Annotated in this window: 25 protein-coding genes; 6 read left to right on the forward strand and 19 right to left on the reverse strand. The window is 38.5% G+C overall.

Annotated elements, in window-relative coordinates; genetic code table 11:
* Positions 1-14: 14 nt before the first annotated feature.
* Complete coding sequence (locus tag BN1082_RS28685; protein ID WP_090632051.1) at positions 15-992, forward strand: 3D domain-containing protein; 978 nt, start codon at positions 15-17, stop codon at positions 990-992.
* A 133-nt stretch (positions 993-1,125) separates the two neighbouring features.
* Here the strand turns inward: BN1082_RS28685 and BN1082_RS05755 are convergent, their stop codons facing one another.
* From BN1082_RS05755 to BN1082_RS05775, 5 genes are all read right to left on the reverse strand, one after another.
* Complete coding sequence (locus tag BN1082_RS05755; protein WP_090632053.1) at positions 1,126-1,845, reverse strand: metallophosphoesterase family protein; 720 nt, start codon at positions 1,843-1,845, stop codon at positions 1,126-1,128.
* Between the two features lie 388 nt (positions 1,846-2,233).
* Complete coding sequence (gene phnE, locus BN1082_RS05760; RefSeq protein WP_090632056.1) at positions 2,234-3,037, reverse strand: phosphonate ABC transporter, permease protein PhnE; 804 nt, start codon at positions 3,035-3,037, stop codon at positions 2,234-2,236.
* Positions 3,034-3,825: a phosphonate ABC transporter, permease protein PhnE gene (gene phnE / locus BN1082_RS05765; protein ID WP_090632059.1), complete on the reverse strand. Its 792-nt coding sequence runs from the start codon at positions 3,823-3,825 to the stop codon at positions 3,034-3,036. The genes phnE (BN1082_RS05760) and phnE (BN1082_RS05765) overlap by 4 nt, the downstream gene beginning before the upstream one ends.
* Complete coding sequence (gene phnC, locus BN1082_RS05770) at positions 3,822-4,595, reverse strand: phosphonate ABC transporter ATP-binding protein (RefSeq protein ID WP_090632061.1); 774 nt, start codon at positions 4,593-4,595, stop codon at positions 3,822-3,824. Before phnC ends, phnE (BN1082_RS05765) begins: the two co-directional genes overlap by 4 nt.
* An 84-nt stretch (positions 4,596-4,679) precedes the next feature.
* The gene (locus tag BN1082_RS05775) at positions 4,680-5,603 is read right to left on the reverse strand and encodes a phosphate/phosphite/phosphonate ABC transporter substrate-binding protein (RefSeq protein ID WP_141650840.1); all 924 of its coding nucleotides are present in this window, start codon (positions 5,601-5,603) and stop codon (positions 4,680-4,682) included.
* A gap of 248 nt (positions 5,604-5,851) precedes the next feature.
* Here BN1082_RS05775 and BN1082_RS05780 point away from each other — a divergent pair, with 248 nt between their 5' ends.
* The gene (locus BN1082_RS05780) at positions 5,852-7,438 is read left to right on the forward strand and encodes a bifunctional metallophosphatase/5'-nucleotidase (RefSeq protein ID WP_090632066.1); all 1,587 of its coding nucleotides are present in this window, start codon (positions 5,852-5,854) and stop codon (positions 7,436-7,438) included.
* A gap of 66 nt (positions 7,439-7,504) precedes the next feature.
* Positions 7,505-7,813 (forward strand): YczF family membrane protein, encoded by a 309-nt coding sequence (locus tag BN1082_RS29000; RefSeq protein ID WP_483814923.1) that lies wholly within the window; start codon positions 7,505-7,507, stop codon positions 7,811-7,813.
* A gap of 10 nt (positions 7,814-7,823) precedes the next feature.
* Here the strand turns inward: BN1082_RS29000 and BN1082_RS05785 are convergent, their stop codons facing one another.
* From BN1082_RS05785 to BN1082_RS05845, 13 genes are all read right to left on the reverse strand, one after another.
* Positions 7,824-8,942, reverse strand: coding sequence for a GerAB/ArcD/ProY family transporter (locus BN1082_RS05785; RefSeq protein WP_090632068.1), 1,119 nt, complete (start codon positions 8,940-8,942; stop codon positions 7,824-7,826).
* Positions 8,943-8,984: 42 nt separating this feature from the next.
* A complete protein-coding gene (locus BN1082_RS05790; RefSeq protein WP_090632070.1) occupies positions 8,985-9,212 on the reverse strand; it encodes a YczF family membrane protein in 228 nt (75 codons plus the stop codon).
* A gap of 22 nt (positions 9,213-9,234) precedes the next feature.
* The gene (locus BN1082_RS05795) at positions 9,235-10,359 is read right to left on the reverse strand and encodes a GerAB/ArcD/ProY family transporter (RefSeq protein WP_090632073.1); all 1,125 of its coding nucleotides are present in this window, start codon (positions 10,357-10,359) and stop codon (positions 9,235-9,237) included.
* 24 nt (positions 10,360-10,383) lie between these two features.
* Complete coding sequence (locus BN1082_RS05800) at positions 10,384-11,607, reverse strand: Ger(x)C family spore germination protein (protein ID WP_245640330.1); 1,224 nt, start codon at positions 11,605-11,607, stop codon at positions 10,384-10,386.
* Positions 11,604-13,220 carry a spore germination protein gene (locus BN1082_RS05805; RefSeq protein ID WP_090632075.1) on the reverse strand — a complete coding sequence of 539 codons (1,617 nt, stop codon included), beginning with the start codon at positions 13,218-13,220 and terminating at the stop codon, positions 11,604-11,606. The genes BN1082_RS05800 and BN1082_RS05805 overlap by 4 nt, the downstream gene beginning before the upstream one ends.
* 266 nt (positions 13,221-13,486) lie before the next feature.
* Positions 13,487-13,942: a VanZ family protein gene (locus BN1082_RS05810; RefSeq protein ID WP_090633182.1), complete on the reverse strand. Its 456-nt coding sequence runs from the start codon at positions 13,940-13,942 to the stop codon at positions 13,487-13,489.
* A gap of 382 nt (positions 13,943-14,324) precedes the next feature.
* On the reverse strand, positions 14,325-15,497 hold the full coding sequence (gene gerXC, locus BN1082_RS05815) for a spore germination protein GerXC (protein ID WP_090632078.1): 1,173 nt from the start codon (positions 15,495-15,497) through the stop codon (positions 14,325-14,327).
* 5 nt (positions 15,498-15,502) lie between these two features.
* Positions 15,503-16,993, reverse strand: coding sequence for a spore germination protein GerXA (gene gerXA / locus BN1082_RS05820; protein ID WP_281176989.1), 1,491 nt, complete (start codon positions 16,991-16,993; stop codon positions 15,503-15,505).
* A complete protein-coding gene (gene gerXB, locus BN1082_RS05825; protein ID WP_090632079.1) occupies positions 16,980-18,077 on the reverse strand; it encodes a spore germination protein GerXB in 1,098 nt (365 codons plus the stop codon). Before gerXB ends, gerXA begins: the two co-directional genes overlap by 14 nt.
* A gap of 243 nt (positions 18,078-18,320) precedes the next feature.
* The gene (locus BN1082_RS05830) at positions 18,321-19,079 is read right to left on the reverse strand and encodes an HAAS domain-containing protein (RefSeq protein ID WP_090632082.1); all 759 of its coding nucleotides are present in this window, start codon (positions 19,077-19,079) and stop codon (positions 18,321-18,323) included.
* Between the two features lie 16 nt (positions 19,080-19,095).
* On the reverse strand, positions 19,096-19,410 hold the full coding sequence (locus tag BN1082_RS05835; RefSeq protein ID WP_090633186.1) for a PadR family transcriptional regulator: 315 nt from the start codon (positions 19,408-19,410) through the stop codon (positions 19,096-19,098).
* A 379-nt stretch (positions 19,411-19,789) separates the two neighbouring features.
* On the reverse strand, positions 19,790-20,548 hold the full coding sequence (locus BN1082_RS05840; RefSeq protein ID WP_090632084.1) for an SDR family NAD(P)-dependent oxidoreductase: 759 nt from the start codon (positions 20,546-20,548) through the stop codon (positions 19,790-19,792).
* Positions 20,549-20,675: 127 nt separating this feature from the next.
* On the reverse strand, positions 20,676-21,647 hold the full coding sequence (locus BN1082_RS05845; RefSeq protein WP_176699660.1) for an NERD domain-containing protein: 972 nt from the start codon (positions 21,645-21,647) through the stop codon (positions 20,676-20,678).
* Between the two features lie 433 nt (positions 21,648-22,080).
* Between BN1082_RS05845 and BN1082_RS05850 the strand changes: the two genes are divergently transcribed.
* From BN1082_RS05850 to BN1082_RS05860, 3 genes are all read left to right on the forward strand, one after another.
* Positions 22,081-22,869, forward strand: coding sequence for a GNAT family N-acetyltransferase (locus tag BN1082_RS05850; RefSeq protein ID WP_090632089.1), 789 nt, complete (start codon positions 22,081-22,083; stop codon positions 22,867-22,869).
* Positions 22,870-23,124: 255 nt separating this feature from the next.
* Complete coding sequence (locus tag BN1082_RS05855; RefSeq protein ID WP_090632092.1) at positions 23,125-24,270, forward strand: GGDEF domain-containing protein; 1,146 nt, start codon at positions 23,125-23,127, stop codon at positions 24,268-24,270.
* Positions 24,271-24,496: 226 nt separating this feature from the next.
* Positions 24,497-25,303 carry a prohibitin family protein gene (locus BN1082_RS05860; RefSeq protein ID WP_090632095.1) on the forward strand — a complete coding sequence of 269 codons (807 nt, stop codon included), beginning with the start codon at positions 24,497-24,499 and terminating at the stop codon, positions 25,301-25,303.
* Between the two features lie 168 nt (positions 25,304-25,471).
* Here the strand turns inward: BN1082_RS05860 and BN1082_RS05865 are convergent, their stop codons facing one another.
* Positions 25,472-26,389, reverse strand: coding sequence for a DMT family transporter (locus BN1082_RS05865; protein WP_090632097.1), 918 nt, complete (start codon positions 26,387-26,389; stop codon positions 25,472-25,474).
* Between the last annotated feature and the right edge of the window lie 437 nt (positions 26,390-26,826).

Raw genomic sequence — 26,826 nt, forward strand, 5'->3', positions numbered from 1 at the left:
ATGGGAGGTATAAAATGCTTAACAAAATTAAAACAATGATTGTTGCAATTGCTGCTCTATCAGGAACGGTAAGTGCTAATGCACAAGCGGCAACGTTTAATGAACATAATGGAGCACCTTCACTCATACAAAATACACAAACTGAAAATATTGGAAAATGGAATGATCATTCCATCATCGACCTAATTCAGCCTGCCACTGTAAAAAAGAATGATACATTTTGGAAATTTGATGTAAGTAATCTTATAAATTTTTCGCAAATCAAGGAATGGAACAAATTAATTATCGATTTCATCCATCCAGGAATCAACTTTGATGGCTTGAATAATAATAAAGCTGTTGCTGTGGACCAAGTAAATCTAACTACTCCAGCAGTGGCGGTACCAAGCTTAACACTTGCAAATGCTGGAGCTGCGCTGTCAGCAGCAGCACCAAGCCCGGCACCTGTAAATAGTGAAGCAGCGGCACCGGCAGCAGCACCAAGCCCGGCACCTGCAAGTAGTGAAGTAGCGGCACCGGCAGCAGCACCAAGCCCAGCACCAGCAAGTAGTGAAGCAACACCACCGGCAGCAGCACCAAGCCCGGCGCCAGCAAGTAGTGAAGCAGCGGCACCGGCAGCAGCACCAAGCCCAGCACCAGAAGCCGCTCAAGCACCAAAGGAAAATTCGCCTGCGGTCGCATCAACAAATAATAATACAAGTGGAAAAGAAATTACTGTGAAAGCTACAGCCTATACCGCTTCATGTAAGGGTTGTTCTGGTATTACAAAAACTGGAATAAACATTAAAGATAATCCAAATGAAAAGGTCATCGCTGTGGATCCATCTGTTATACCACTTGGCAGTAAAGTTTATGTAGAAGGCGTTGGAGAAGCCACCGCTGCAGATACTGGCGGAGCGATTAAAGGCAACAGAATCGATGTATTTATTCCGTCAGAACAAGACGCGATGAATTTCGGCGTCAAACAATTAAAGGTGAAAATATTAAACTGAAGCAAGAGGTAGTCTCTTGCTTCTTTTTCTATATTTGGTGTCAGGCACCCACTGAGCTAAATCAAAAGAAAAAACTCCTATTGTAGAAGTTGTTGAACTTAAACAACAAATCTTCTACAAAGGAGTTTTTACATTAATTTTTTGCATTTTTGATGATTTCGATCATCATTTCTGCATTCGGGTAGTTAACTTTTTGATAAGCATGGATGACTTTTTCTAAATCAAAGCTTACTCTTTCAATCGATGTACGATAGTTACCATTTTCGATTTCAATAAGTCCATAAGAAGCCTTTGTAAGTCCATCAAATGGAAGTCCTACGCTGCCGATGTTCATGATGACTTTTCCGTTTATATACCTAATATATGGCTTGTGAATATGTGCATATACATAAATATTTGCATCTGCAGGCTTCATTAGCCTTGATTCTATTTTTTCGTCTTCTGCATTTGGGAGTACGACATCAAACAAACTATCTGGTGTAGCGTGGAAGCTTACTATTTCAATTCCATCGACATTAACTTGCAACTGGGTGGGTAAACTTTCGAGATAATCGATATCTGTAGGTTCTAGTTGGTCGACCGTCCATTGGCGCTCCCTATTCATTAATTCTAAGGCTTTCTGTGGTACTTCCCCTTCTAGAACGCCGCGCACCACCCATTCATCTGCATTTCCTTTGATGACTTTCGTATTGAGGGACCTAACCAGATCAATAGAACGCTTCGGCTCAGGACCTCGATAACAAATGTCACCCAAGACAAAGACTTGATCGATTTCTTTTTTCTTAATGTCAGTCAAAACAGCATCGAGAGCAACCGCATTACCATGAATATCAGAAATAAATGCAATTTTCATGTTCTATCTCCTCTCATATGTCTTATTTTAAATAGTACCACTAAAAGAGTTGCCATTCTAATTTTGGTAAATGCATGTTTTAGGTATTAGCATTTATTTTTAAACTTTAAAAGGCGAAAAAACAAGGAACTTGTTTTTCGCAAATGAAGTTGAGTTTCGCAAATGGAACTAGTATTTTCGCAAATGGAACCGTAGTTTTCGCAAATGAATCTAGTATTTTCGCAAATGAAACCATAGTTTTCACAAATGAAACAGCATTTTTCGCAAATGAAATAGATTTTCGCAAATGAAACTAGAATTTTCGCAAATGAAACTGTATTTTCCGCAAATTTGCAATTACGCAAGCAAAAAAATAACCCCCATCTTCAAAGACGAGGGTAATCGAACGTCATACAATTTTCTTCCGTAAATACCCAGAAATCAGGTCGATGGTGGTTACCATTACGATAATTCCTAAAAGGATAACCCCGACACGATTCCAGTCTCTAGAGGTTAAGGCGAAAATAAGCGGTGTTCCGATGCCGCCTGCGCCGATAACTCCTAGGATGGAGGCTGAACGTACATTGATTTCAAAACGGTAGAGAGTATAAGAAAGAAATCCAGGTATCACCTGAGGGATGACAGCGAACCAAAGGATTTGGAGGCGGTTGGCCCCGGTTGCCACTAAAGCTTCAGTTGGACCTAAATCCATATTTTCAATTTCCTCAGAAAACAGCTTTCCGAGCATCCCGATGGAATGGAGTCCTAAGGCTAATACTCCGGCGAACGAGCCTGGGCCAACGGCTTTGATAAACATGAGAGCCATGACTAGCTCTGGAAACGTGCGAATGAAGCTAAGGACAAATTTTCCTGTACCTGAAATGGTACGACCTTTGCTCATGTTGGCAGCTGCCCAAAAGGAAAACGGAAGGCATATTAAGGCAGATATAAATGTGCCTAGAACTGCAATGGCCAAAGTATCGAGTAGGCCGTGAAGTAAATCTTCTCCACCTGGTTGTGAGACATAACCCCAATCTGGGTGGAAAATTCCTTTAAAAATAGATGCGGATATTTGTCCTGCCGTTTGTTTGATTTCAGGAACGCCCATGCCGGCAAAGGCCCAAATATAGATCAGGGCTAAGACCACATACACCATCCAGAGGCCCAATCGATTTTTCTTAGGCTTCGGAATCATTCTCGTTGTTTCGTTCATAATAACTTCTCCCGTAATTTTGTACTGATATAGTCGATGAATAACACGACGACTAATGTATAGATAATGATCGAGCTTGTTTTATCGTATTCAAGAAAGCCGAGCGTTCTATTGTAAAATAATCCGATTCCTCCGGCCCCAACAAGTCCTAGTACGGCAGCGGCCCGTACATTAATTTCAAACGTGTATAAAACATAGGAGATAAAATTGGCTAGCACTTGCGGAATGACTCCAAAAACGATGAGCTGGAATTGATTGGCTCCAACGGAAACCATCGCTTCGAGCGGCCCGGGATCGACGGATTCAATCGACTCATAGGTTAATTTTGCGATTAAGCCTAAAGAGAAAACGGTTAAGGCGAGAATACCAGGTAAAGCTCCAATTCCGAAAATCGCGACAAAAATAGAGGCTAGAAGTAAATCAGGAACTGTCCGAATTAAATTTAGAATGAAACGGACCGGATAAAAAATCCATGAATGTTGAACAAGGTTGCTCGCTGAAAAAAGAGCAAAGGGAATGGATAGAATCGCGCCAAAAGTGGTTCCGATCACGGCCATCCGAATGGTTTCTAGCATGGCATCCGTTATTTTCTGAAAATAACCCCAGTTTGGTGGAACCATTTGTTTTAACAGATCCATCATATTGGGAAAACCGCTCAGGAGCTCGGGTAATGAAGACCCGGTTTTCACAGCGCTTCCCCATAGAAGCAAGAGGACAAGTAAGGCTGTCATATAACTTTTTATTTTACTAGGAGGTTGTGGTAATACCCTTTTCTGTTCTAGATTCATCCTACTGCCTCTCCTAGTAACTCGTCTTTTTGAATGGGGCGACCGTAAATTTCAGAGAACTTTTCAATCGTTGCCTCTTCGACAGGTCCATCAAAAACAATCTCTCCGGCATGCATTCCAATAATTCTTGTTGCGTATTCTCTTGCTAAATCAATGTGATGAAGGTTCACGACGGTGGTAATTCCTAATTCCGTGTTGATTCGTTTTAAGTCGTCCATTACTTGTTTCGTTGTTAAAGGATCGAGAGAGGCTACAGGTTCATCGGCTAAAATAATTTTTGCCTCTTGCGCTAAGGCACGAGCAATGGAAACACGCTGCTGCTGACCACCGGATAACTGATCTGCTCGCGTATAGGCTTTGTCTAATATGTTTACACGCTCTAACGCATCAAAGGCAAGGTTTTCATCCTCTTTTGGGAATAATCCTAAAACCGTTTTTAAGGTGGAATGATAGCCTACTCGTCCTGATAAAACATTACGAAGAACAGTAGATCGCTTCACTAAGTTGAAGTTTTGAAAAATCATCCCGATATCACGGCGAATTTTTCTTAAATCAGACCCTTTCGCATGGGTAATCGACTTGCCGTCAATCAAGATTTCGCCATCAGAAATTTCATTTAATCTATTTATAGAGCGTAATAACGTTGACTTACCTGCGCCAGATAATCCTACTATTACTACAAACTCACCTTTTTCAATTTTTAAGTTGATATTCTTTAAACCTTGAACACCGTTTGGATAGGTTTTAGAAACATTTTTACATTCAATCACTTTTAACCCAACTTTCTTCGTTTGATTGAAAAAACCCAGCCAGTAAGTGAATACCTACTGGCTAAAGTTTGGTAGAAGAATTTTTTAATTCGTTTTTACTTTTTTGGAATAATCACGTACGATATCAAATACTTTGTCGTCAGATGGTGTGTAGCCTTCATGAGAGTAGATGTCTTTAATGATTTGGTGTCCTTCTGTATCTTTGCCGATCTCAATAAATGCATCTTGAATCTTTTTCTGCCACTCTTTATCCATGTCAGGACGAACAGAAATGGTATCATTAGGGATTTTTTGAGTGAATTTAATAACCTTTGTATCATCAAATACTTTTGGATAATCTTTTTTTACGATATTACGAGCATCTTGGAACACAACGGCTGCATCCACATCGCCATTTAAAAGAGAAATGATGGCTTGGTCATGGCCTTTAACGGTAACACCTTGTACGTCTTTTGTTGGATCAATATCAAAATCTAGTAAAGTTGCTGCAGGCCATACATATCCAGCTGAAGAAGATACGTCTTGGAATGCGATTTTTTTGCCTTTTAAATCTTTAATACTATTAATGTTCGAGTCTTTTTTCACGACGAACTCGGATTTATAGAAGTCTACCAACTCGTCCGTAGGTTGACCGGTTTGATTATTCACACCAAAACGTTGTGCTTGCAGCAACACATTGGCTGCTTTTTTATCATGTGCCATGACATAAGCCGTTGGTGGTAAGAAGCCAACGTCCACTTTTTTCGATGCCATTGCTTCAATAATCGTATTATAGTCAGTGGATACACTTACTTTGACAGGAATGCCAAGTTTGTCGCTTAAAAGTTTTTCTAATGGCTTTGCTTTTGCTTCTAAAGTACCGGCATTTTGCGAAGGAACAAATTGAACAGTTAACTCTTTAGGAACATATGAATCCTTTTTCTCCTCCGAAGCTTTAGAAGTACCACATGCACTTAAAAGTCCTGCAGAAAGTGCGAGTGACATTCCGATTGCAGCTAATTTCTTCATTTTGAACATCTCTGTGAATCCCCCATTTAAAGAATTTTTGTTGTTACAATTGAAATACTAACATAGAAAATCATGCACTTTTTGTAAAGAAACGGTAAAGTTTGTAAAATATTCTCCATTTGTGTTTTTTACACAATATAATGATATTAAGTAAGCTGTGTTAATATTCTTGAAACAATGTTGATTGGAGCGCAAATCAACAGGTAAATTTAACACAGCCATTAAGTAAGCTGAAAGGAAGTGGACATATGCCAGCTGTAGAAGCACGATGTGAAGTAGTGATCTTAGAAACAAGCGATCTTCATGGAAATGTCTTTCCCATTAACTATGGGAATCATGAAGAAACGAACGCAGGTCTTGCAAAGATTGCTACGATCATTCAGCAAGAGAGACAAAAGGCGGAGAACACCTTACTGATTGATAATGGCGATGTTCTTCAAGGCACACCGTTAACCTATCATTATGCGAAATTTCTTTCTGATAAAAAAAATCCCTTGATCGGGGCTCTCAATTATTTACAATATGATGCTGCTATTATTGGAAACCATGAGTTTAACTATGGGATGGGTTTGATAAAAAAAGCGGTGAATGAATCTGATTTCCCGTGGCTTTCGGCCAATATTCTAGATGAAAAAAGAACGGAATCTTTTTTTGGACCGCCCTACGTGATTAAGGAATTTGAAAATGGACTGCGAGTGGCTGTGTTAGGTGTAACCACCCATTACATTCCGAATTGGGAGAACCCAAGCCATATTGAGGGGTTACATTTTGCAGATGTATTTGAGACCACTCGAAAATGGGTCAAATTTTTACAGGGAAATGAGACGTACGATTTACTGGTGGTTTCCTATCATGGAGGCTTTGAACGGGATTTATCGTCAGGGGAGCCTACCGAGTCATTAACTGGTGAGAACCAAGGATATCGGCTGTGCCATGAAATAGAAGGAATTGATGTTTTGTTAACGGGTCATCAGCATAGACGGATTATGGAAAATGTGAACGGCATAACTGTCATTCAGCCTGGATCTAATGGACAAGCGATTGGGAAGATTACGATCCAATTTCAACTTGATGATGATAAATGGAGGATTGTGGGGAATGCTGCTGAGCTAGTAGAAGTAGACGATTCAACGGCTACTGATCGAAATGTTTTAGCGTTAGCAGAAGAGTTTGAAAGGCAAACACAGGAATGGCTCGATCAAACCATCGGGGAAATTGTCGGGGACATGACGGTCTACTCTGCCTTTGAAGTAAGGATAATGGACCATCCATTAATTGAATTCATCAATAGAGTTCAAATGGATGCTGCGGGTGTTGATATATCAAGTACGGCCCTGTTTCACAATGAGTCACCGGGATTTTCTAACCATGTCACCATGAGAGATATCGTCTCGAATTATATTTATCCTAATACCTTAAAGGTGATCCGTATTTCCGGGCAGGATCTAAAGGGTGCTTTGGAAAAATGCGCAACCTATTTCACATTAGATGATCATAATCAAATAAAAGTAAATCCTGCTTTTGCTGAACCGAAGCCCCAACACTACAATTATGATATGTGGGAAGGAATTGAATACGAATTAAATATCTCGAATCCAGTCGGTGCTCGAGTAGTAAAACTTAACTATCATGGTAAGCCGGTCAATTTTTCCAATCATTATGATGTAGTAATGAATAACTATCGAGCCGGTGGCGGTGGGGACTACGAAATGTTCAAAGACAAACCCGTCATAAAGGACATTCAAACAGACATGACCGAAATCCTCGCCGACTACTTTCTAAAAAGAAAAACCGTCATCGCAAGCTGTGATGGGAATTGGCGTGTGAGGGTCTGACTCTCATTCGGGTGAAACAGCGGGGGGCTGACCCCCGCTTATGTATAAATCATTCACTTGAAATAGATGCTAGTAATAGCATGGAACAATAAAAATATTCCAAGATCTGTAGCTTTAAAAACCAACAAGAGTCTCAAATCATTAGGTGTGATACTTAAAGTGAAAATAATCCTTCTCTTTTTCTGCTTATTCAGTTTAAGCATAGTACTAGACATAACCATGTACATGTTAACAGGGATGAAATTCAGTCTAAAAAATATCACGAATCATTTTGAGATGATGTCTTCACCAGAATTCATCATCTTGTTTGCTTTGCTATTCTTTTTATTGATGAATCCTATTGTTGCTCACTTTAGAAAAAGCAAAGCTAAATAAATTTTTCATCTTAAACAGTGGAATTTGGAGATGAATGCCGAGAACTAATTCGCTTTCGAATAAGAGCAACCACTAAAAGAAGGATAGGTATCACCAATGAAAAAAGGATAAAAATAGACTTCAGAGAAAAATCTCCAATTACAAGATGCTGTGAAAAATTGCTTGCAATCATTATCGACGAGAAAAGAATTACTATTCCAATAGGTATCACAAGGTCTTTATGGTTTTTCATGTTAAACAAGTCTGTTGCCCCGATAACCGCTGCGTAGAAAAAGACGGCTACTTTGAAGAAGTCCCCCATGATCAATGCGATCACTACGATAATATCTAGACGTTGCAGAAACTGAGCGATATTTACTTTGCTAATCGTAGTTAACAAAGGGAATGCCGTTCGACTGGCAATATCTGCACCTAAAACGGTAATCTCAACTAGAGAAATCAGACATAAAATCATTCCGCTAAGTACCATAGCTGATATCCCTATTTTTATTCCGAATTGAGGCTTGGCCAAATTGGCTAGAATCATCGTAAAGCAAATCGTTTCACCGAAAGGGAACATAAACATTCTCGGATAGGCAGCTGTTATGACCGGGTACCACCCCTTTGCAAGCATAGGATGTAGATTCTTTAAATCAATAAGACCGGAACATATAATAAGAAGACTTCCTATCAACCCTAACAAGATGATTATAATAATATAAATTTCCCCTGTTCTCGCAAGTACTTCCAAACCATTGTACAAAACATAACCGATGGCAATGATCATTAAAGCGTTAAGTGCAAACAATGGCGTTTGGTCATACATTGATGTTTGTAAAAATTCTCCTCCATCTCGCAAGTCTCTCGCAGCCCCATAAATAAAGAACAGAATATAAAAAAAGCTTATGAATGAACCTATATATTTCCCCAAAATCTGTTTTGTGTAGCTCGTTAAAAGAATACCTGGATATAAACGTGAAAGAAGTCCATAAAAGAGAAATAAACCAGATCCTCCAACTAAACCAAGAAGAATGGTAATCCAAGCGTCTTGTTTGACAGTCAAACCTAACGGAACAACAATCGCTGTACCTAATTCAAACAGAATGATCAAGGAAAACAGCTGCTTACCACTAATTCTTACATTCTCCACGACGAACTTCACCTCTTTTTATGCGATCCATTTTTTGTTTACTTATTTTTCATTTGCCTTTTGTTCCTGAATATAAAAAGAAACCTCAATAGCAACCCAAATGAAAATCAATATAATGGTGGTCACTACTTCTGATCCGGTTTTTACTGTAAAAGGAAATAAAAGATTTTGTAAGGATTGTTTCAAAGATACCCCAGTCAGCATATCTAACGAGACATTCAGAGTCATACTTAATAGACAAAGAAAGAGAAATACCATCCATATCTTCATGTCTATCGATACTCCTTTTCACTTATGATTTTTGAGGAGCGCTTTTGGAATGCTTGGTGTTCCATTGCTTTCGAAACCAGGAAATAGCAAGAAGCAATAAAGGAATTCCTGTTTGAAGGGGAAGATGAAGATAGATCGGCACCACCTTTAAGCCTTCAATTAAGTGGTCTGTAAAATTATGTGCGATCTGCATTGAAGAAAACAAGATGATCATCCCGGTAGGAAATATTAGTCTGCGATGCTTTTTTACCTTAAACAGGTCACTTGTTCCCATTACTGCAGCATAATAAAAGAGCGATATTTTAATGAATCCACCAATAATTAAGGTTAAGATCACCATCATGTCTAAGCGCTGTAATAAATTCATAATATTGACTTTGCCGATGGTTAGCAGCAAGGGAAAGGTTGCCCGACTAGAAATATTCACACCTAAAACTGCAATATTAGTGATGGTTGCTACCATTAAGACAATGGCGCTTCCAGTTATAGCGGCATATCCAAGTTTCACAGCTTGCTGCGGTTTATTTAAATAAGGAAGAATCATCGTAAAGATAATCATTTCCCCAAAAGGAAAAGTAAACGTAAGAGGGAACGCCGTATTCAATACAGGCTTCCATCCTTTTTCAAGAATTGGCAGCAAATTCTTCATATCTGCTATGCCGGAAATAAAAATCAAGATGATGCCCAAAAGCCCTAAGGTAAGCATCATTAAAAATAATATCCAACCTGTTCTAACGAAAGCCTCAATGCCTTTATGCAAGACATATGCGATTGTCACGATCATCAAACTATTAATGACAAACAAAGGGGTTTGATCATAAGCAGAGCTTATTAAAAGTTCACCAAAATCCCTTAATACACGGGAAGAGAGGTAAATAAAATACATTATATAAATCAAGCCTAAAAACCAACCTATATATTTGCCTAAGATTTTTTGCAAATAGCCTGTTAAAGGAAGAGTGGGATATTGGAGAAAAAGATACATGTAAATTCCTAAAATGATGACTCCTCCCACCCAACCGAATAGGATGGCCAACCAAGCATCTTTCTTTGCATCCATCCCTAATCCAATGACAAGAGCACTTCCTAATTCAAATAGAACCATTATCGCGAACAATTGCCCACTGGTGATCTTGACTTTTTCCATGGATTTTAGTCCCCTTGTTCATTCTTACTTTGACTGTTCCTCTAATATATATGGCTTAATTCCCATGCCTGGTCTGCGGATAAACGCCTCTACATCCACTTGTACTTGAATATCTGAAAATGTGTTGTCCCAATTTTGTTTCAATTTTTCCCATTCCTTCGGGTATTGCCGGTTTACCACTTCGCCAAAGCCAAAAATATCGCTTTTCTCTTTTTGTGCGATTTTAACAGCTGATAGCACTTCCTTCTTCGTTTCCTTCATCCATTCTTTTTCTAATTTTGCAATTTCTTTAGGGTTACTTAAGTCAGCTGGACACTTCACTTCAGCCACATTGCCTTCTTCACGAACTAAGATGTGGATGACTGGCTTTCCATCCTTAAACGTTGTTTTCACCTTCGTTTTTGATCCCGTGGCTTCAATGGCTATTCCGTCCTTTTTTTTCTGACAATTCAATTTAACAATCGTACTTTTAACTTTATTTTTTACCAGCATAAATCCGCGTGACTCCCCATTGTCCATCCAATCCTGCAATTTTCCTCCTTTGAAAATCGCTATTCCACTTATTTCAAGTATAGCTAGAGGTTTGGCCTGTTCCACATTTGCTTTTAACTCCCCTTGTTTTATGTCCCCTAACACCTTAACCCCGCTAATTGCTGGTTGACTACCATCACTGACTAATGCCCTAATGACATCATCTATTTCCGTTTTTATATTTTCCGCCCATACTTTTTCAGTGGACTCCAATTTATCCACAGTGCTATATCCTGAAATTCTTTCAAGGGGTGTAATCATACTAAGCACTGATTCCGCTGTAGTCCCTCTAGCGATGAGAATACTTGATGTCAATCGAGCCTCACGGGCTCTTTCAAATAAATCGAATAATTCACTAATTCCTTCCTTTGCGACCGTTTCTCCGATAATAACTAGTCTTATATGAGCAAAAAACAATTGCCTCGGCACCTTACGTGAAGTTTTACGGATTGCTTCAAAGAGAGTAGATCCCGTTCCAGTAGTAACAAACACCGCTGTTGCCTTTCCTCCTCCTCCTCCTGTTGTCCCTGCAGTGTTTTCACTCGGATTAATAATTTGAAAGGAAACACGATATTCATTCTTTTTAGGAGATTTATCAATCCCAATTGCTGAAACGATGGCCAAAGTGGATAGCTCCCTGCTGTTCCAACAGCCAGTCAGCAAGGGGATGCTAATGCTAAACAGCATGAGAACGATGATGAAACGACTCACTTTCACTCCTTATTCTCCTTCTCATCCTTAGTCTTGGTCCCACTTTGCTCGAAAGATGGATGTGGATTTCCGCTTTCCATTATTTTGTCATTCTGACTAATCAAGTGTTGCCGAGTAAAAAGCTGCTTTAAGGGGAAGCGAAGAATAGCATCTTTCTGGCCTTCGAGTATGAATGGAGAAAAGGGAGCCAAGTAAGGAAAGCCGAAAGAACGTAAACTGTTCAAATGGGCAATGATGATGATTATGCCTAAGGTAAGTCCGTAAAATCCAAACGTTGCAGCTAAGATCATTAAGATAAAACGAATAAGCCGTGCTGACGCTGCAAGATCATAAGCAGGAGTGGCAAAGCTGGCTATCCCAGTAATAGCGACAATAATGACCATCTGCGGGGAGACAATTCCTGCTTGAACTGCTGCCTGTCCCAATACAAGAGCACCTACAATCGATACCGCTTGTCCTACTGCCCGGGGCATACGAATTCCCGCTTCACGCAGCAGTTCAAAAGTAGCCTCCATTAGTAATGCTTCCACAAACGCGGGAAATGGAACCCCTTCCCTAGAGGATGCTAGGCTAATTAAAAGGGTAGTTGGAATCATCTCCTGATGAAACGTAATGGCTGCAATGTAAATAGAAGGAGCTACTAGTGAAATGAAAAAACTAACATATCGCAATATCCTTAAGAAGATGGCAAGATTGTATCGATAACTATAATCATCAGGGGATTGAAAAAATTGTACAAATAAAGTTGGTACAATCAGGACAAATGGGGATCCGTCAACAAGGATGGCAATCCTTCCTTCTAATAAATTCCCAGCTACACTATCCGGTCTTTCGGTACTGTAAATGGTAGGAAAAGGAGAGGATGTATGATCCTCAATGAAGTGCTCGATATTGCCCGAGTCCAGAATCCTATCCGTCTTAATCTCATTCAAACGTTTTTTGACTTCTTGTATGAGCTCCTCATTAATAATTCCCTTTATATACATAATCGCAATGTTTGTATGCGTTTCCTGGCCTATTCTCATCGTTTCCAACCAAAGATTGGAGCTTGCAATCCGCCGGCGAATAAGGGATATATTGGTTCCAATCGATTCATTGAAACAATCCTTTGGTCCGCGAATCGTAACCTGAGTGGTCGGTTCAGTAATCCCCCTCATTTCTCCACCTTTTGTCTCACCGCTAATTGCTTCCGTGCAGCCATCAATCAAAATAACCGTGTCACCAGATAAAATCGATAAGATCAACTCATTCCAGTCACGTATGATTTTTATTTTTTGAACAGTCAAGGCGTTATTCTTAATAAATTCAAAAACATTTTCTTTCGAAACGGTTACTTGCTCCTTTTTAATCATCAAGGAGCGATTTAAAAAAAATCCAGCTAAATTCTTGTCGACCAGCCCATCTGTATAGACTGCTGCGACTTGTACCGACGAATGAATCATATCAAAATCACGGATAATCACATCAGAACTGTTTCCAACTAATTGTTTGATTCGTTGCAAATTTTCACTTAACTTAGAAGAAATAGATGTGTCCTCATTACTGCTGAGGGGGATTTTAGTTTCTTTTTGTTTCTTACTCTCCTGTTTATTGATTAAACGCATCCGAATCCGTTTCATTTGAATTCCCTCATTCGCTCTTTTATACATAACAATTATTTGTAATAATGGTAGAAACTATTCATGAATTTGGGTGTCAGGCACCAAAGATCACATCCTAGAAACGGCGAAAACCACCCCGCTCCGTTACAAGCAAAATGAACTGCACCTCCAATTGTTAGTCGTGTCTAACAATTGTGGTGCAGTTCAAAAAGGGTGGTTCTCGGATAGTCTCTGGGGTTAGCCCCCACTCAGTTAGCATTAAAGGGATTGAACTCTATCAAATATTAATTAAGGTGGTCTACTATTCTGGTGTATTTTAATATAGAATAAACCGTTAAGACCCCTAAAGAATCAATGATGACGTCGTAGAGTCGTCCATCTCTTCCGAAAAAAAGCTGAAGAATCTCAGTTAGCACCGCAAACGAAATGGATAGGACTAACGACCATTTATGATTTCTCGTCCAATTAAAAATAAGCAAATCGAAGATGGCAAATCCAATGAAATGACCTATTTTAACAATGATGAAATGGGAATGAATCCTTGAAATATCTTCAAAATAAAAAAATGATAGAAAATCAGGAGAAGAATTCCATTTAAATCCAATAGATTGAAGACGCAGCAAATCACCCAAATTCTCTGTCCACGTATTCACTCCTAAAATGATCGCCCATACCAAAACAAGTATTCCTCTGCGTTTCATCAAGCCTCTTCTAAATTCTTGAATCGCTCTATTCAGCATGCTCATTCCAACTTTCCAACCAAATCAGTACCTATAAATATATTATATGTTACTGTAATATGACACAATGATGAATCACTCCCCTTAGATTAGGGGAGTTTCATCATGATGTAGAAAAAATAAAGTAGGTTTTACTTACTTTGCTTGCAAAACTTGCGGTTTCATTAACGGAACTTCGATTTATATTTGCGAAACTCGAGGTTTCATTTGCGAAAACGCCGGTTTCATTTGCGGAAACCACAGTTTCATTTGCGAACCGCGGTTCCATTTGCGAAAATCTCGGTTTCATTTGCGAAAACGCCGGTTTCTTTTGCGAACCGCGATTCCATTTGCGAAAATCGCGATTTCATTTGCGAAAACACCGGTTTCACCTCTAGAATCATTACTCCTGTGAGAATGGCTTTTGCAAATTAGTGGACTTCATTTGGCCGCTTGTTATAATTTTCACCTTTACTTCTACATCTAAGGATGATGGAGTTAGCGGGACAAGGCCGTCCCTTTTATATTTTTTCCAATCGTTTACATTATTGCGATAAAGTACTTGTGAAAGCTGATAAACATCAATTCCTTTTTTTATTCCATTTGAGTAGGTTTTTTCGACTTCCTTTTTTAGCTTTTGCTCTGCTAAAGCTTCTATGGTTTTTATAGGCAAATATTTTACAATCTGAAAAATATCTCCTTCAATGTTAAGCTTCATTCGAAAATGCGGTTCGTGGTTTTTTATGAAGGGTTGTATTTTGACTTTTGGTTTTCTCAATACGATTTCCGTAACGGGCTTCCCGTCTTGTTCCAATAGCATTTCAGCTCGTGTTAAAGTCTTATCTGTCCATTTTAATCCTGGTAAGTCCTTCTCTGATAAGAACCCTTTGTATCGCTTTGATGCTACAAAAGCTGACCCGCTATATTTTAGAAGGGGGAAATCCTTTTTGTTTGCTTTCCAACTTTTTTTCCCAATAGATAAGAAAGGGATTGGTGTGGTCATCCCAGGCTCATAAAAATTGGCCCGAAATTTGAAAAGCTTCAAAGGAGTAAAAAAAGAATCATTTTTTGTCATTTCATTTGGGATATCCAAAACTGTAAAAAGGGGGGAGAGATTCAGGATGGTTCCAGTTGCAAACACATCCTGAATGGATTCCTTTGTTCCGAACACCCACATTGTTGATCTAAACTGAAAGAATCGGCCTAAGAATTCATCAATTTGTCGTATATCTCCGTTTTTTAGTATATTTTCAGAGACAACGATGGTTTTAATATGCTCCCAAGACACCCTTTGTTGGGCTGTTTTATAAAAATTGAACGCTGCATCGTCTAGAGTCCCCCCAATTCCTGTTCCGATATAAATTGGCTGTGGTGCACGAATGGTGGTTTCTTGTTTTGCAAAAGTTGAAAAATTGATAAATTGAGGATAGAGTACGTAACGATTGTCTTTATAGTCAAGTCCTAAAGCATTTATGTACCATACATGTTCCACTTCTCTTGTGTCCCAACATCCTGTTAACAGGAACATGGATACGAATACAATTAAAAGCTTTTTTTGAAATAGAATTTTACTCATCCTTTTTACTCATCCTTTTTCTTCGTGCTATCGTTTGTATGAATCTCTTTTGGCCGTCTTATCATCTTTTTAAAACGAACTCGGAATGTTGCAGGTATAGCACTTGATGGGACAAATGGGGAGTAGGGGGTCATAAACGGAACTCCAAAAGAGCTTAGATTCACGACATGAATGAAAATGATAAAAACAGCAAAGATAAGTCCTACTACTCCAAGTAAGGATGAGAGTATATAGACGAAATATCGGAGGATACTTAATGTTCCAGTAAGTGATTGATTGACTAAAGTAAAGGTTGAAACGACAGAAATAGCCATCATTACAACAATACCGGGGGAAGCAAATCCGGCGCTGATGGCAGCTTGCCCAATAATTAACCCGCCTACAACTGATAATGTTTGGCCAACAGTTGAAGGGATCCTAAGTCCAGCCTCTCTTAGTAACTCAAATAAAAAAATCATCATGAAGCCCTCTAATGTAGTTGGAAACGGAACTCCCTCTCTTGACAAAGCCAGTGTTGCTAACAACGTATAGGGAATTTGATCAGGATGATAGGCGGCTAAAGAAATCCAAAATCCTGGAAGGAAAACGGCGATAAGTAAGCTGGCGATTCTTAGTATCCTCACAAAGCTTGCAAAAGGGGCCGTAGCATGCTGGTCTTCTGCGTTATTTACGAAAAACACAAGGGTGACAGGTCCGATCGAAGCAGTCGGTGAGCCTTCCACTAATAGAAGGAAGCGACCATAGAGTAAACAATTTGTAGCATAATCAGGTCGTCCGGTGTATTCCAATAAAGGAAAAAGACTGAAAGTCCTGTCGGTAATAAGCGATTCAATTTGCTCAGAAGAAACGATGCCGTCGACATTAATTTCATTTAGTCGGGATCGTACTTGTGCTAAAAGATCCTGCGAAATTACATCCTTCAAATAAAGAACAGCAACATTCGTTTTACTTCTAGTTCCGATTACAAATTCTTCATAATTTAGGGTGCTTGTTTTCAATCTTTTACGAATTAACCCTATATTTGTTTGCAGTTCTTCAACAAAACCGTCCCTTCCGCCTCTCAAAGTAACTTCCGTACTAGGAGCTTCTACTGATCTTGCAGGTAGATTAGGCAACTTGATCGAATAAGCCAGCTTAAATTCAGGGAGGAAAAAGATAAATTCGCCTTCAAAAATTTTTTGGGCAATGTCCTCCGGTAATAAATCTGACTTAATGGGAGTTATCGGGAAAACAATTTTCGACTCCAATTCCTTTGGATAACCGGAAAATCCATTTTCCAACACCTCATGAAGATGAGGTAATATCGTTCTTCTCAATTCTTTTGTATCAATAAGACTTTGACAATAAACAGATAAAAAAGAGAAAGAATTTAGGCCTTTGCCGATTTGTTGTTTTTCAATGAGGACATCCTTGCTTCCTTCAAACCAGCTCTTTAAAACTGCCTCGTCCCACATGGTGTTGGTCTTATCTTGAGCAGCTTGTTTATTGCGCTTCATTCGTTTGTACTCCTTTCTTTTTATTCACAAATATGGAGAGGAACGCTAAGACTAAGCAAATAAAGAGCGTAGATGCCATGGAAAAAGGCATAAATAGGTGGGCTAAAGACCAATAAAAAGTAGTATCGCTAATAGACCAAGTTGATAGAATCGTGATCAATCCGAGAAGGAAGAGTTGAGTTCCATACTTCACCTTCTTACTTGTAAATTGAAGAAGATCAGGGATTAAAAAAGTAAGAAGGGATATGCGGATGAAAGATCCTACAAACCACTGATAAACGGATAAAAAGTCGAGATGCTCAATATAACGACCGATTGATACAAGCCTCCATTCCTCAAAGGCTGGGTATCGTTGCTTAGCAGCTATGAACGGTCCAAACTCTGTAATGGCCCCGATAGTTGGTCCAAGAGTAAGTATTAAAAAAGTAATTGCGATCCAAATCAAAGCAGTGAATTTCATTTTTGTATTAATGTATTGATTCAAATATAGGATAAAACCTAACTCGACGTATCCTGATACAGGATATATCATGCCTTTTATGATAGGTGAGATGCCATGCTCCATAAATGGTTTTAAAAAAGAGAAATCTTTATGTGGAAAATTCGCCGTCATGACAAAAAAACCTAAAAGAAAAACGATTGGTATAAGGATACCCGTTGTTAACGCAATGGATTGAATCCCTTTTTTGGCATTATAAAAACAGATAAAAGAAAAGAAAGCACCTAGAAAAAGCTTTGGTGTCATTGGGAGATAAAAAGATAAAAAGGTTAATGTTTCCTTTAAAGTGATTAAGCTTAAGGTAAAGAGGTTTAGGAGGATAAGTGCCATTAAAGGAAAGGCAACAAAAATCCCAAAGTTCCCCTTAATCCAAAGAAACAGTTGTTCTCCATTCATACGTGATCGGATAAAAATGAGAATAGGAATCCAGAATAGGAAAAAACCACTTGAGAACAAAATTGAAATCCAAGAATCACGGCCAGAAACGTCTAGAATCAAAGGGATGACAACTACATGGTTAATAATGCCGGTGCTGCCAATTAGCATGAGTGCCAGTTGAAGCACGCTTATTGTCTGTTTGTTCATGTATTCTCTCCTAGAAACAAACTTCATTACGATGATAGTGTTACCCTTTGGTATTATTTTTATGATAAGGACAACTATTCCATTTGGTGAGAGATTGGTGATGAAAGGGGATTTCATGGGGACTCCTGAGGAGACGAATATTTCGGTTCTTCCAGGTTGAGACTTTGGTTCCCCCAGCAAGTATCATTGCCGAAGCATACTCTTTGGAATCAGATAGATGAACCATCCGATTCCAAAAGAGCCTTATTGTTTTGCATCTTTTTTTTCTAACCTAGAATGAACGGTAAAGAAAACAATCAATCCAAGAAACATCAATACAGTTGGAAAAATCAGTTTAGTTTGACCATGAACAGGTAAAAATTTTACCAATAATTGTGGAACAGATATAATTGCCGGAATGATAATAGAAACCCAGGTTTTGCTCCAAATGGCTATTCCGATAAAGATGATGATGGCAATCGCTGCTACGATCGTTCTGCCTATCACCGTATCGATTTGAAAAAGTGGTGTCCCAAATTTTTTGTCAAATAGAAGTAAAGCAATAAACGAACCAATGGAAAATAAACTAAGCCCATAAAGAATGCCAAACCTCTTTATTCTTGTTAGCTTTCTTTTTGCAATCAGCTTAAATGTCATGACGTACATACCTAACATAACGATGCTTATGACAGGATATCCAATTAATTGATAGATGGAAAAATGAATACTCCCACGGATTGTATTGTCCAAAAGGATATAGGCAAAGGCTCCTAAGATGAAAATAGGGATGATTTTTATCAATCCTTTATAATCTGTGTTCATTTCTTTTGAAAGAAGCTCCATATATTGCTCCGGCGGTTGGCCAATAATATGCTCTACACTTTTTCCATCTTTTTCAGCTTCGCATAGGTGGTCCTTTAATTCTTCGATTACCTCAGCTATTTCCGCTTCCTTTTTGCCGCTTGAAAAAAGGTATAATTGTAAATTGTCCAGAAATTCCTGGCTTTTTGCAGACAGCTTCATTTTCTTACCCCCAATTCTAGTCTAAAAGTTTCGAAACACTGACAGATAACTCGTTCCAACGTTCTTTGAACTGTTGAAGCTCATTCTCCCCTTTGGGGGATAATGAATAATATTTTCGTTTTGGCCCTGAGGTTGATGTGATGACTCGTGTTGTCACAAGTTCTTCTTTCTTCATTCGAAGCAACAGAGGATAGATACTTCCTTCACTTACCATGGTGAATCCATACTCTTGCAATCTTTCAATCATTTCATAACCGTATATTTCTCCCTTCGAAATAACGGCAAGCAAGCAACCTTCCAACACGCCTTTTAGCATTTGACTCGATGACAGATTCAAACACCTCCACTTAGGGATGACAGCTATATTGTAAAACAACATAGCTAAGAAAAAATAATAGCAAGACCCATACCTTGCAATACAATATACCTAAATTTTAGCAAATTACCAAATAAAATACAAGCGGGGCCTTACTATATCATGTCTTCATATTTTGGTGCCTGACACCACCTAAATTCGCTTGAAGTTGTCCTAATTTTGTTTTTTTGTTCAAAATTCATGTTTATTTGCGAAAACCGTAGGTTCATTTGCGAAAACCGCGGTTTTATTTGCGAAAACTATGGTTCCATTTGCGAAAACCTTTAATACGAAAGAAGAACCAGCCAATGAAAATGAGCTGGTTCTTCTATTTTATATATTATTGTTCATCTGATTAGTTCATTCTTTTTACATAAGGAAAAATGGGATCCTTTAACTCGTACTCATACGTTAATCCGTCTACTTTTCCGACGATTTTTTCACTATCGTAAAGGTCGAGTAAAAAACCGGCCATTTGTTTAGCGGTGTGATACTTTGGTACAACACCCTTGTAATCAAATTGGTTTAGATCTAAGGAACGTTTGGCAAATTCGGTTTCCGTTGCAGCGGGAGCAAGCACCTTGGCTTGCATTTTTGCTCCTTGCTCTTTCAATTCTTGTGCAAGACCTTCTGTAAATGCACTCACATAAAATTTCGTTGCACAGTAGGTGACGGCATCTGCAATGATGGTATATCCTCCACCTGAAGAAATATTGATTAGTTGTGTACCATCAACATTTGAATAGTCGCGAACGAATAAAGAGGATAGGATTGTTAAGGCTTCAATATTCAAATGGAGCATGGTCTGGATTTTGTTCAAGTTCTGCTCACCGACGGATGCAAAGTTCCCAAACCCTGCATTGTTGATCCATGTTTCAATTTGGTACTCTTTCAAGCTGTCGTACAAATTATAGACATTTTCAGGAATGGATAGGTCTGTAGTGCGAATGATCACATCTAAATTACTGTTCATCTGTAAGATTTCAGTTTTTAATTTTTCAAGTTCCTCTGTTCTTCGTGCTACAAGGATTACGTTTTTTCCACGACTAGCAAAAGCGAGGGCCGTTTCATAACCAATCCCTGAACTTGCACCTGTAATCACCGTATATTTCATCTTCTTTCCTCCTGTCATGATCTATTACCATTTTCTTTAATGGTATGAAATGAGTATAACCGGAAGCATACACAATCAGTCAATTCTGGTGCCTGACACCAGCAGATCTTTTCAAACATAAATGATTTCAGTCTCTATTTTTAAGGAAGTAAATACGCTGTCTTTTGTTTCCAGAATAGCTGAGGTTGGCAGAACGCAACATTCGGCCAGCGGTATCAATCGAAGAAAGATGGACAAAAGCGCGAAATTTCCGATTGGTGATTTCTGGGCCAATCAATAAGAAATGGTCCATTATGGCATTAATATGAGCATTTTTTGAGAAGGTTCCGCAGGAAGGACAGTACCATTTTCTGTTCTTGCGGATCATAGGAAGATATAAGCACGCTGGGCAGTGAACGCCTGTTAATAGTTCAGAAGGACCAATCTCGAATTTTCTCAGAATTTGGCTTGTTGGAGGGGTGTCCATCTTTAAGAGGAGTCGGCTGAGTTTTCGAAGATCTTTCGTAGAGCAAACCTCATTTGGATACAACTTTTTGAAAAATTCCAATCTGTTTAAGAGGACATCGGCTTTACATATTCTCGGTTTCACTTTGTGAGCATTTTTTCCGGTAACGTTGTAGGTTGCGTACTCATTAGTGATTACGACTAGGTAATCCACTGGTAAGGGAGGGAGTTTGTGCTCAGCCAAAAGTTCCTTGATGTACTGTTGATGCCTTTCTGCCTGAGCGATTGGATATTGATATCCTTTTTCATGTTCGTTATTGATTTGCATAAATTGTTCATTTTCAGTATCAAAAATTAATTTGTTTCTCATATTTTTTGCATCAATGATGAGAATCCTTTCTGATGTGACGAGGAGAGTGTCGATTTGGCAGTTGTATTCACCATCTGGAAGATTTAGATCGTGGAAAATCATGTATTTCTTTTGGGGGAGAGAACGGTAATAGTAATCGAGAGATTTCTCTCCATTGTATCCCGCTTCTCGCCTTGCTAACTCTTCTAAAATTTGCTGATATTTTGGATGACTTACCGGAAGGCGCCGCAGCAACGCTCTCAAAATCTGAATTACTATAGGTACGGTTCTTTCTTTTTCGACCAATAGAATCACTCCTTTCAATATTAGTATAGATTCTAATCGTAACGCTTAAATCCTTTCGTTTGTTTATAATTGCAACAAAATAGACAAACTTTTTAAACAATCGTTTGAGATTGATAGTGATAAAAAGGTAGTTTCGCAAATAAAATCACAATTTTCGCAAATGAAGTTTGAGTTTTCGCAAATAGAACTGCGGTTTTCGCAAATGAAACTCGATTTTAAGCGCTATCTTTATATTAGTATCCTTTTTTAATCGAAAAAAATATTGAATTTATCATTTGATAAAGGAAAAAAGGAAAAATTTGTAGAAATACTATACTTTCACAATAGTATTTATATAGAAAAGAAATTACATGTATTTTTTTACTTATGATTGTAGAGTACATATGTATTTTAACTAAACATTGGATAGATAGAAAAAACGGAGGGAAATCAAATGAACATCCTACATAAGGTTTTAGAGCTTGATCTTGCGTACCTTGATACCTTTTCAAACCGAATCAATACTTCCTGGGGATATATTTTTCATAACGAAGATCAGCCTGCTTATTTCGATGCGAATCATGCCCATATAATGGAGGTTCCGGAAAATGAAGAGGCTGTGATTGAGGAAGTGCTTCAGTTTTATAAGGAAAGAAAGTTAACACCTAGATTTTATATTTATGATTTTGATAATCAGGGGAACTTCATTGAAAAATTAAAAACGTATAAGTTTCAGATAGAGTCATTTATTAATCCCGTACAGCTGTGGAATCAAGAGATTAACGAATATAACAGGAATGGCAAGATTACAATTGAGAGGGTAACACAGAATAATTTCCAAGAAGCGTTAGAGATTGAATGCAGTATTAGGGAGTTTGGGGGAAGAGAGGTAAAAGAGAAGTCATTTCCAAAGGAGTTTAAACATCCTGCTTTTACCCATTATCTGCTTCGCTATGATGGTATTGCTTGTTCAACTGCGTGCTTATTTGAACATGGAGACCAGGTCCGGCTTGAGAGTGTCGCAACCATCGAAGGATATCGAGGAAAAGGTCTAATTGGGGAGTTGATCTATTTTCTGCAAGCAGAAGTGAAAAACAGAGGGTTGAAAAATTTCTGGGTGTTTCCGATCGATGAGAGAGTCGAAAAGGTTTACTTGAAATATGGATTTCAAACGATAGCAAAGCTTACCACCGGCCATGCTTTTTTGCACGGAAAAAGTATTAAAGCGATACGGGGAAACTGAAGAAAGTTTTTATTTTCATAAAAAAAGTGCAGACTCTCATTTTCACTTATGAGGGTTCTGCACTTATTTATTAATCAATGGAATCATAATTAAAAAGAACTATAATATTGAATTTCAGAGTGTTAAAATGGAAACACATAAATAATTATAATATAATAAATTTGTATATATTTGGCATCTGACCAGGGCCTTCACTGAAAAATCAGTCTGGTCAATGTGCACTAACAATCTGTGGAGGAGGCAGTTTTTTTTTGAATGGAAAAGTCAGTAGGCAATATAGTAAAGAGAAAATTATTTAAAATGGAAGACCTAGAGTTGATGGAACATTCTGGAGTAAATAGAGCTCTTCGACGGACGAGTTGGTGGTTGGTACTCCTAGCTATTATTCTTTCTATTATAGGTGTAGTCGGTACATCCGTATTAAATAAGAAAATATTTATCCATGACTTGGTTAATTATGTTTTTTTTCAATCATTGTACGTCATCGTTATACAGATCATCACAGAGGTATTATGTAAACGTTTTAAAAAGTGGGCAGACTATATAGGTATTTTGGGTTTGTTTACCATTATGAATGTATATATCATGTTTAACCCAAATGTAAAGGGTTTTCATTTTATTCTATTTTTGGTCATTATTTTATCAACGTTATATTTTCAGTATAAAAAAGTTTATTTTTCGAGTGGATTATGTTTAGCGTCTATCGTATTTTTTTCCCTTTTTTATAAACCTACCTCCTATAACTTGATGATGAGCGATCTTTTGGCCTGTGTGGGCACTTATATTGCGTGTACTTTTATTTCAATAGCAGTAATCAGAAGGGGTAAGTTCTTACTAAAGCATTTAGAAAAATCCCATAAAAATCAACAGGAATTGCTTGTCAGAAATATCCTGATGGACAGAGAGAGTAAAATTGAACCTTTAACCGACTTATATAATCACAAAACATTTCATGAGTATCTTGAGGGTTTGATTGAACAAAGTGATAGCAATCAATTACCATTACAATTAGCACTCATTGATATCGATAATTTTAAACAAGTAAATGATCAGTATGGACACTGGGTTGGGGACATCATCCTTAAGCGCGTAAGTAACCAACTAAAGGTACATATTACTCCTAACGATTTTGCTTCGAGATATGGCGGGGAGGAATTTGCAGTCATTTTTACGGAAAAAAGCATTCATGAAGCATACGAACTCATTGAACATTTCCGAAAGAGCGTTAGCAGCATCATTCATGAGGAGTTAAACAACAAGCCCGTTACAGTGAGTATCGGCATGAGCTCTTACACAAAAGGCCGTGGCAAAGAATGCTTTTTTAGAGAAACTGACGAATGCCTCTACAAAGCCAAAAACAATGGAAAAAACCAAACCGTCCTTGCCAATACCGGTGCCTGACACCAAAATCAAACCCATCTCCGAGGATTTCTTCGGAGATTTTTTTATGCTTAAGAAGTTTCATTTTAAACAAACGAGGCAAATGAGGTTTTGCTCTAAATTTTGCTATTTTGCTATAGGAAAATAAAGATTTAATTATTCGAAAAGTGTGATACTATTAATTTTGTAATATATTTGAAAATGATGTATAAACTTGTAAAAATCACTAATTATAGGGGGCGTAAGGATGAAATATACGAAAGCGGTTAGTGGTGGTCTTATTGCGATTGTAGTATTGGTTCTTGTTTTTTCATCATTTACAACGGTTGCATCTGGCTATAGAGGGGTTGTTTTGCAATTTGGTGCGGTACAACCAACCATCTTTTCGGAAGGTCTTCATTTTAAAATTCCGTTTCTGCAAACGGTTCAGCCAATTGAAGTCCGGGTTCAGAAGGAAGAGAATTTGCAGACGGCAGCTTCAAAAGATTTGCAAGTTGTCACAACAAAGGTGGCCGTCAACTATTCAGTTGATCCTGAGGCAGTCAACAAACTTTATCAAGAAATCGGAATGGATTATCGTTCAAGAGTTGTGGATCCGGCGATTGCAGAAGCACTAAAGGCGACAACAGCTCAGTACACTGCGGAGGAATTAATTTCCAAGCGTCCGGAAGTGTCGGCGCAAGTGAAGGATATGCTTGCAAAAAAACTATCAAAATATTTTATGAAACTAGAAGATATCAATATTAAAGAATTTGCTTTTAGCGAAGAATTCAACAAAGCCATCGAATCCAAGCAAACGGCGGAACAAAACGCTCTTAAAGCACAAAGAGATTTAGATAGAATTAAAATTGAAGCACAGCAGCAAGTTACTCAAGCAGGTGCCGAAGCAGAGGCGTTAAAGTTGAAAAAGCAGGAAGTTACACCGGAGTTGGTCCAATTAAAACAAATTGAAGTTCAAGAAAAGGCATTGGCAAAGTGGGATGGACACCTGCCAAGTGTAACAGGCGGAGCCACTCCATTTATTGATTTGAATGGACTTACTACGAAAAAGTAAGAGCGGCTAGTTACCTAAGACATAAGATAAAGAGGACTGCTAGTTGAACTGCACCCCAATTGTTAGACAACACTAACACTTGGAGGTGCAGTTCATGTGGCAGTCCTCTTTTTTTGCGGTTGCGGTAATTTTTTTACTTTTCATCATCTTCACGTCGGGCGTTGGATCCTATGTGTTGTATGTTCCGTTGCGCACTCCTTTTTTAAGAGGGGTTGGCCTTTGCTTCTGCAGCAAAAAGAAAAAGACGCCAAACAAAGTCAGTAAGCCTCCGACAATTTGCCAGCCGATGAGACGTTCACCTAGCAGTAAAACGGCTAAAATGGTGGCACCGACCGGCTCTCCTAAAATACTCATCGAAATAGTTGTGGCATTAACATAATTTAATAGCCAATTATTGATCACGTGAGAAAGGGTCGGAACAATCGCTAGCAACAGGAAAATGCCCCATTCTTGGGCTTGATATCCTGTAAAGGAAATACCTAAACATGCGTTATAGATGGCAAGAATAATCCCCGCAATGAAAAAAACAAGAAAGCTATAAATCCAGTGAAGGACTTTTTTCACGACACTCTGGCCGATTAATAGGTACCCGACAACCGCGATAACACTTAAAAATGAAAGAAAATCGCCGAGAATGGCATCCTTGCTTAAAGCACCATCACCCCAACCGATCATGACTGCACCGACAATCGCAATTCCCATCGTGGCTAATGCCGGTACGGTCGTTTTTTCTTTAAAAAGAAAAAAGCCACCGAGCACCGATATAAGCGGCTGCAGGGAAAGAATGATGGTCGAACTTGCTACGGTTGTTAATTTTAATGATCCGAACCAAAGGGCAAAGTGCAAAGCTAAAAAGGCGCCGGAAAAGAATAATAATAGCCAATCTTTTTTGGCGATTCTTTGAAAGTCCCCGCGATTTTTCCAAACAATCGGGATCATCAGCAAGCTGGCGAACAACATGCGATACATACTCAATATGGAAGCGGGCGCATGGGACCATTTCACGAAGATGGCAGAAAACGATATGGCAATTATAGAAATCGTAAGTGGCAAGCCGATTGATTTTGAATGATCTCCCTGTTTCATGTTTCCTCCCATCCTGCTGTTAGCAACAAATTAAATTCCTTCCTTATTTTCTTACATGTAGGGAGGGTATTCAAGAGGTTTTCGCTATTTTGGTTTAGCAAAAATATGGCTCATTTTTTTAGGTAAAAATCCAGCGTAATACAGGTTCAAGCCTTCGTATTTCGATATGGAAAACGCGCCATTTTCATTTCGGAGCCTCCGAATGCTTACATAGTTGCAATACAACTTGTTTCGCAAATGAAACTGTTGTTTTCGCAAATGAAAGTAACTTTTTCGCAAATAAAACTAGTATTTTCGCAAAAGAAAGCTGGTTTTTCGCAAATAAAATGCAATAATTCGCAAATAAGACTAACTGACAGGCTAAAATGGGGACTAAAATTGAGTAAATTAGGTGCGATGGGCGTGTCTATCCGCGGTTTCAGCCATTCTATCAGCGA

The organism is Neobacillus massiliamazoniensis (assembly GCF_001048695.1).
Classification (GTDB): Bacteria; Bacillota; Bacilli; order Bacillales; family Cytobacillaceae; genus Neobacillus; species Neobacillus massiliamazoniensis.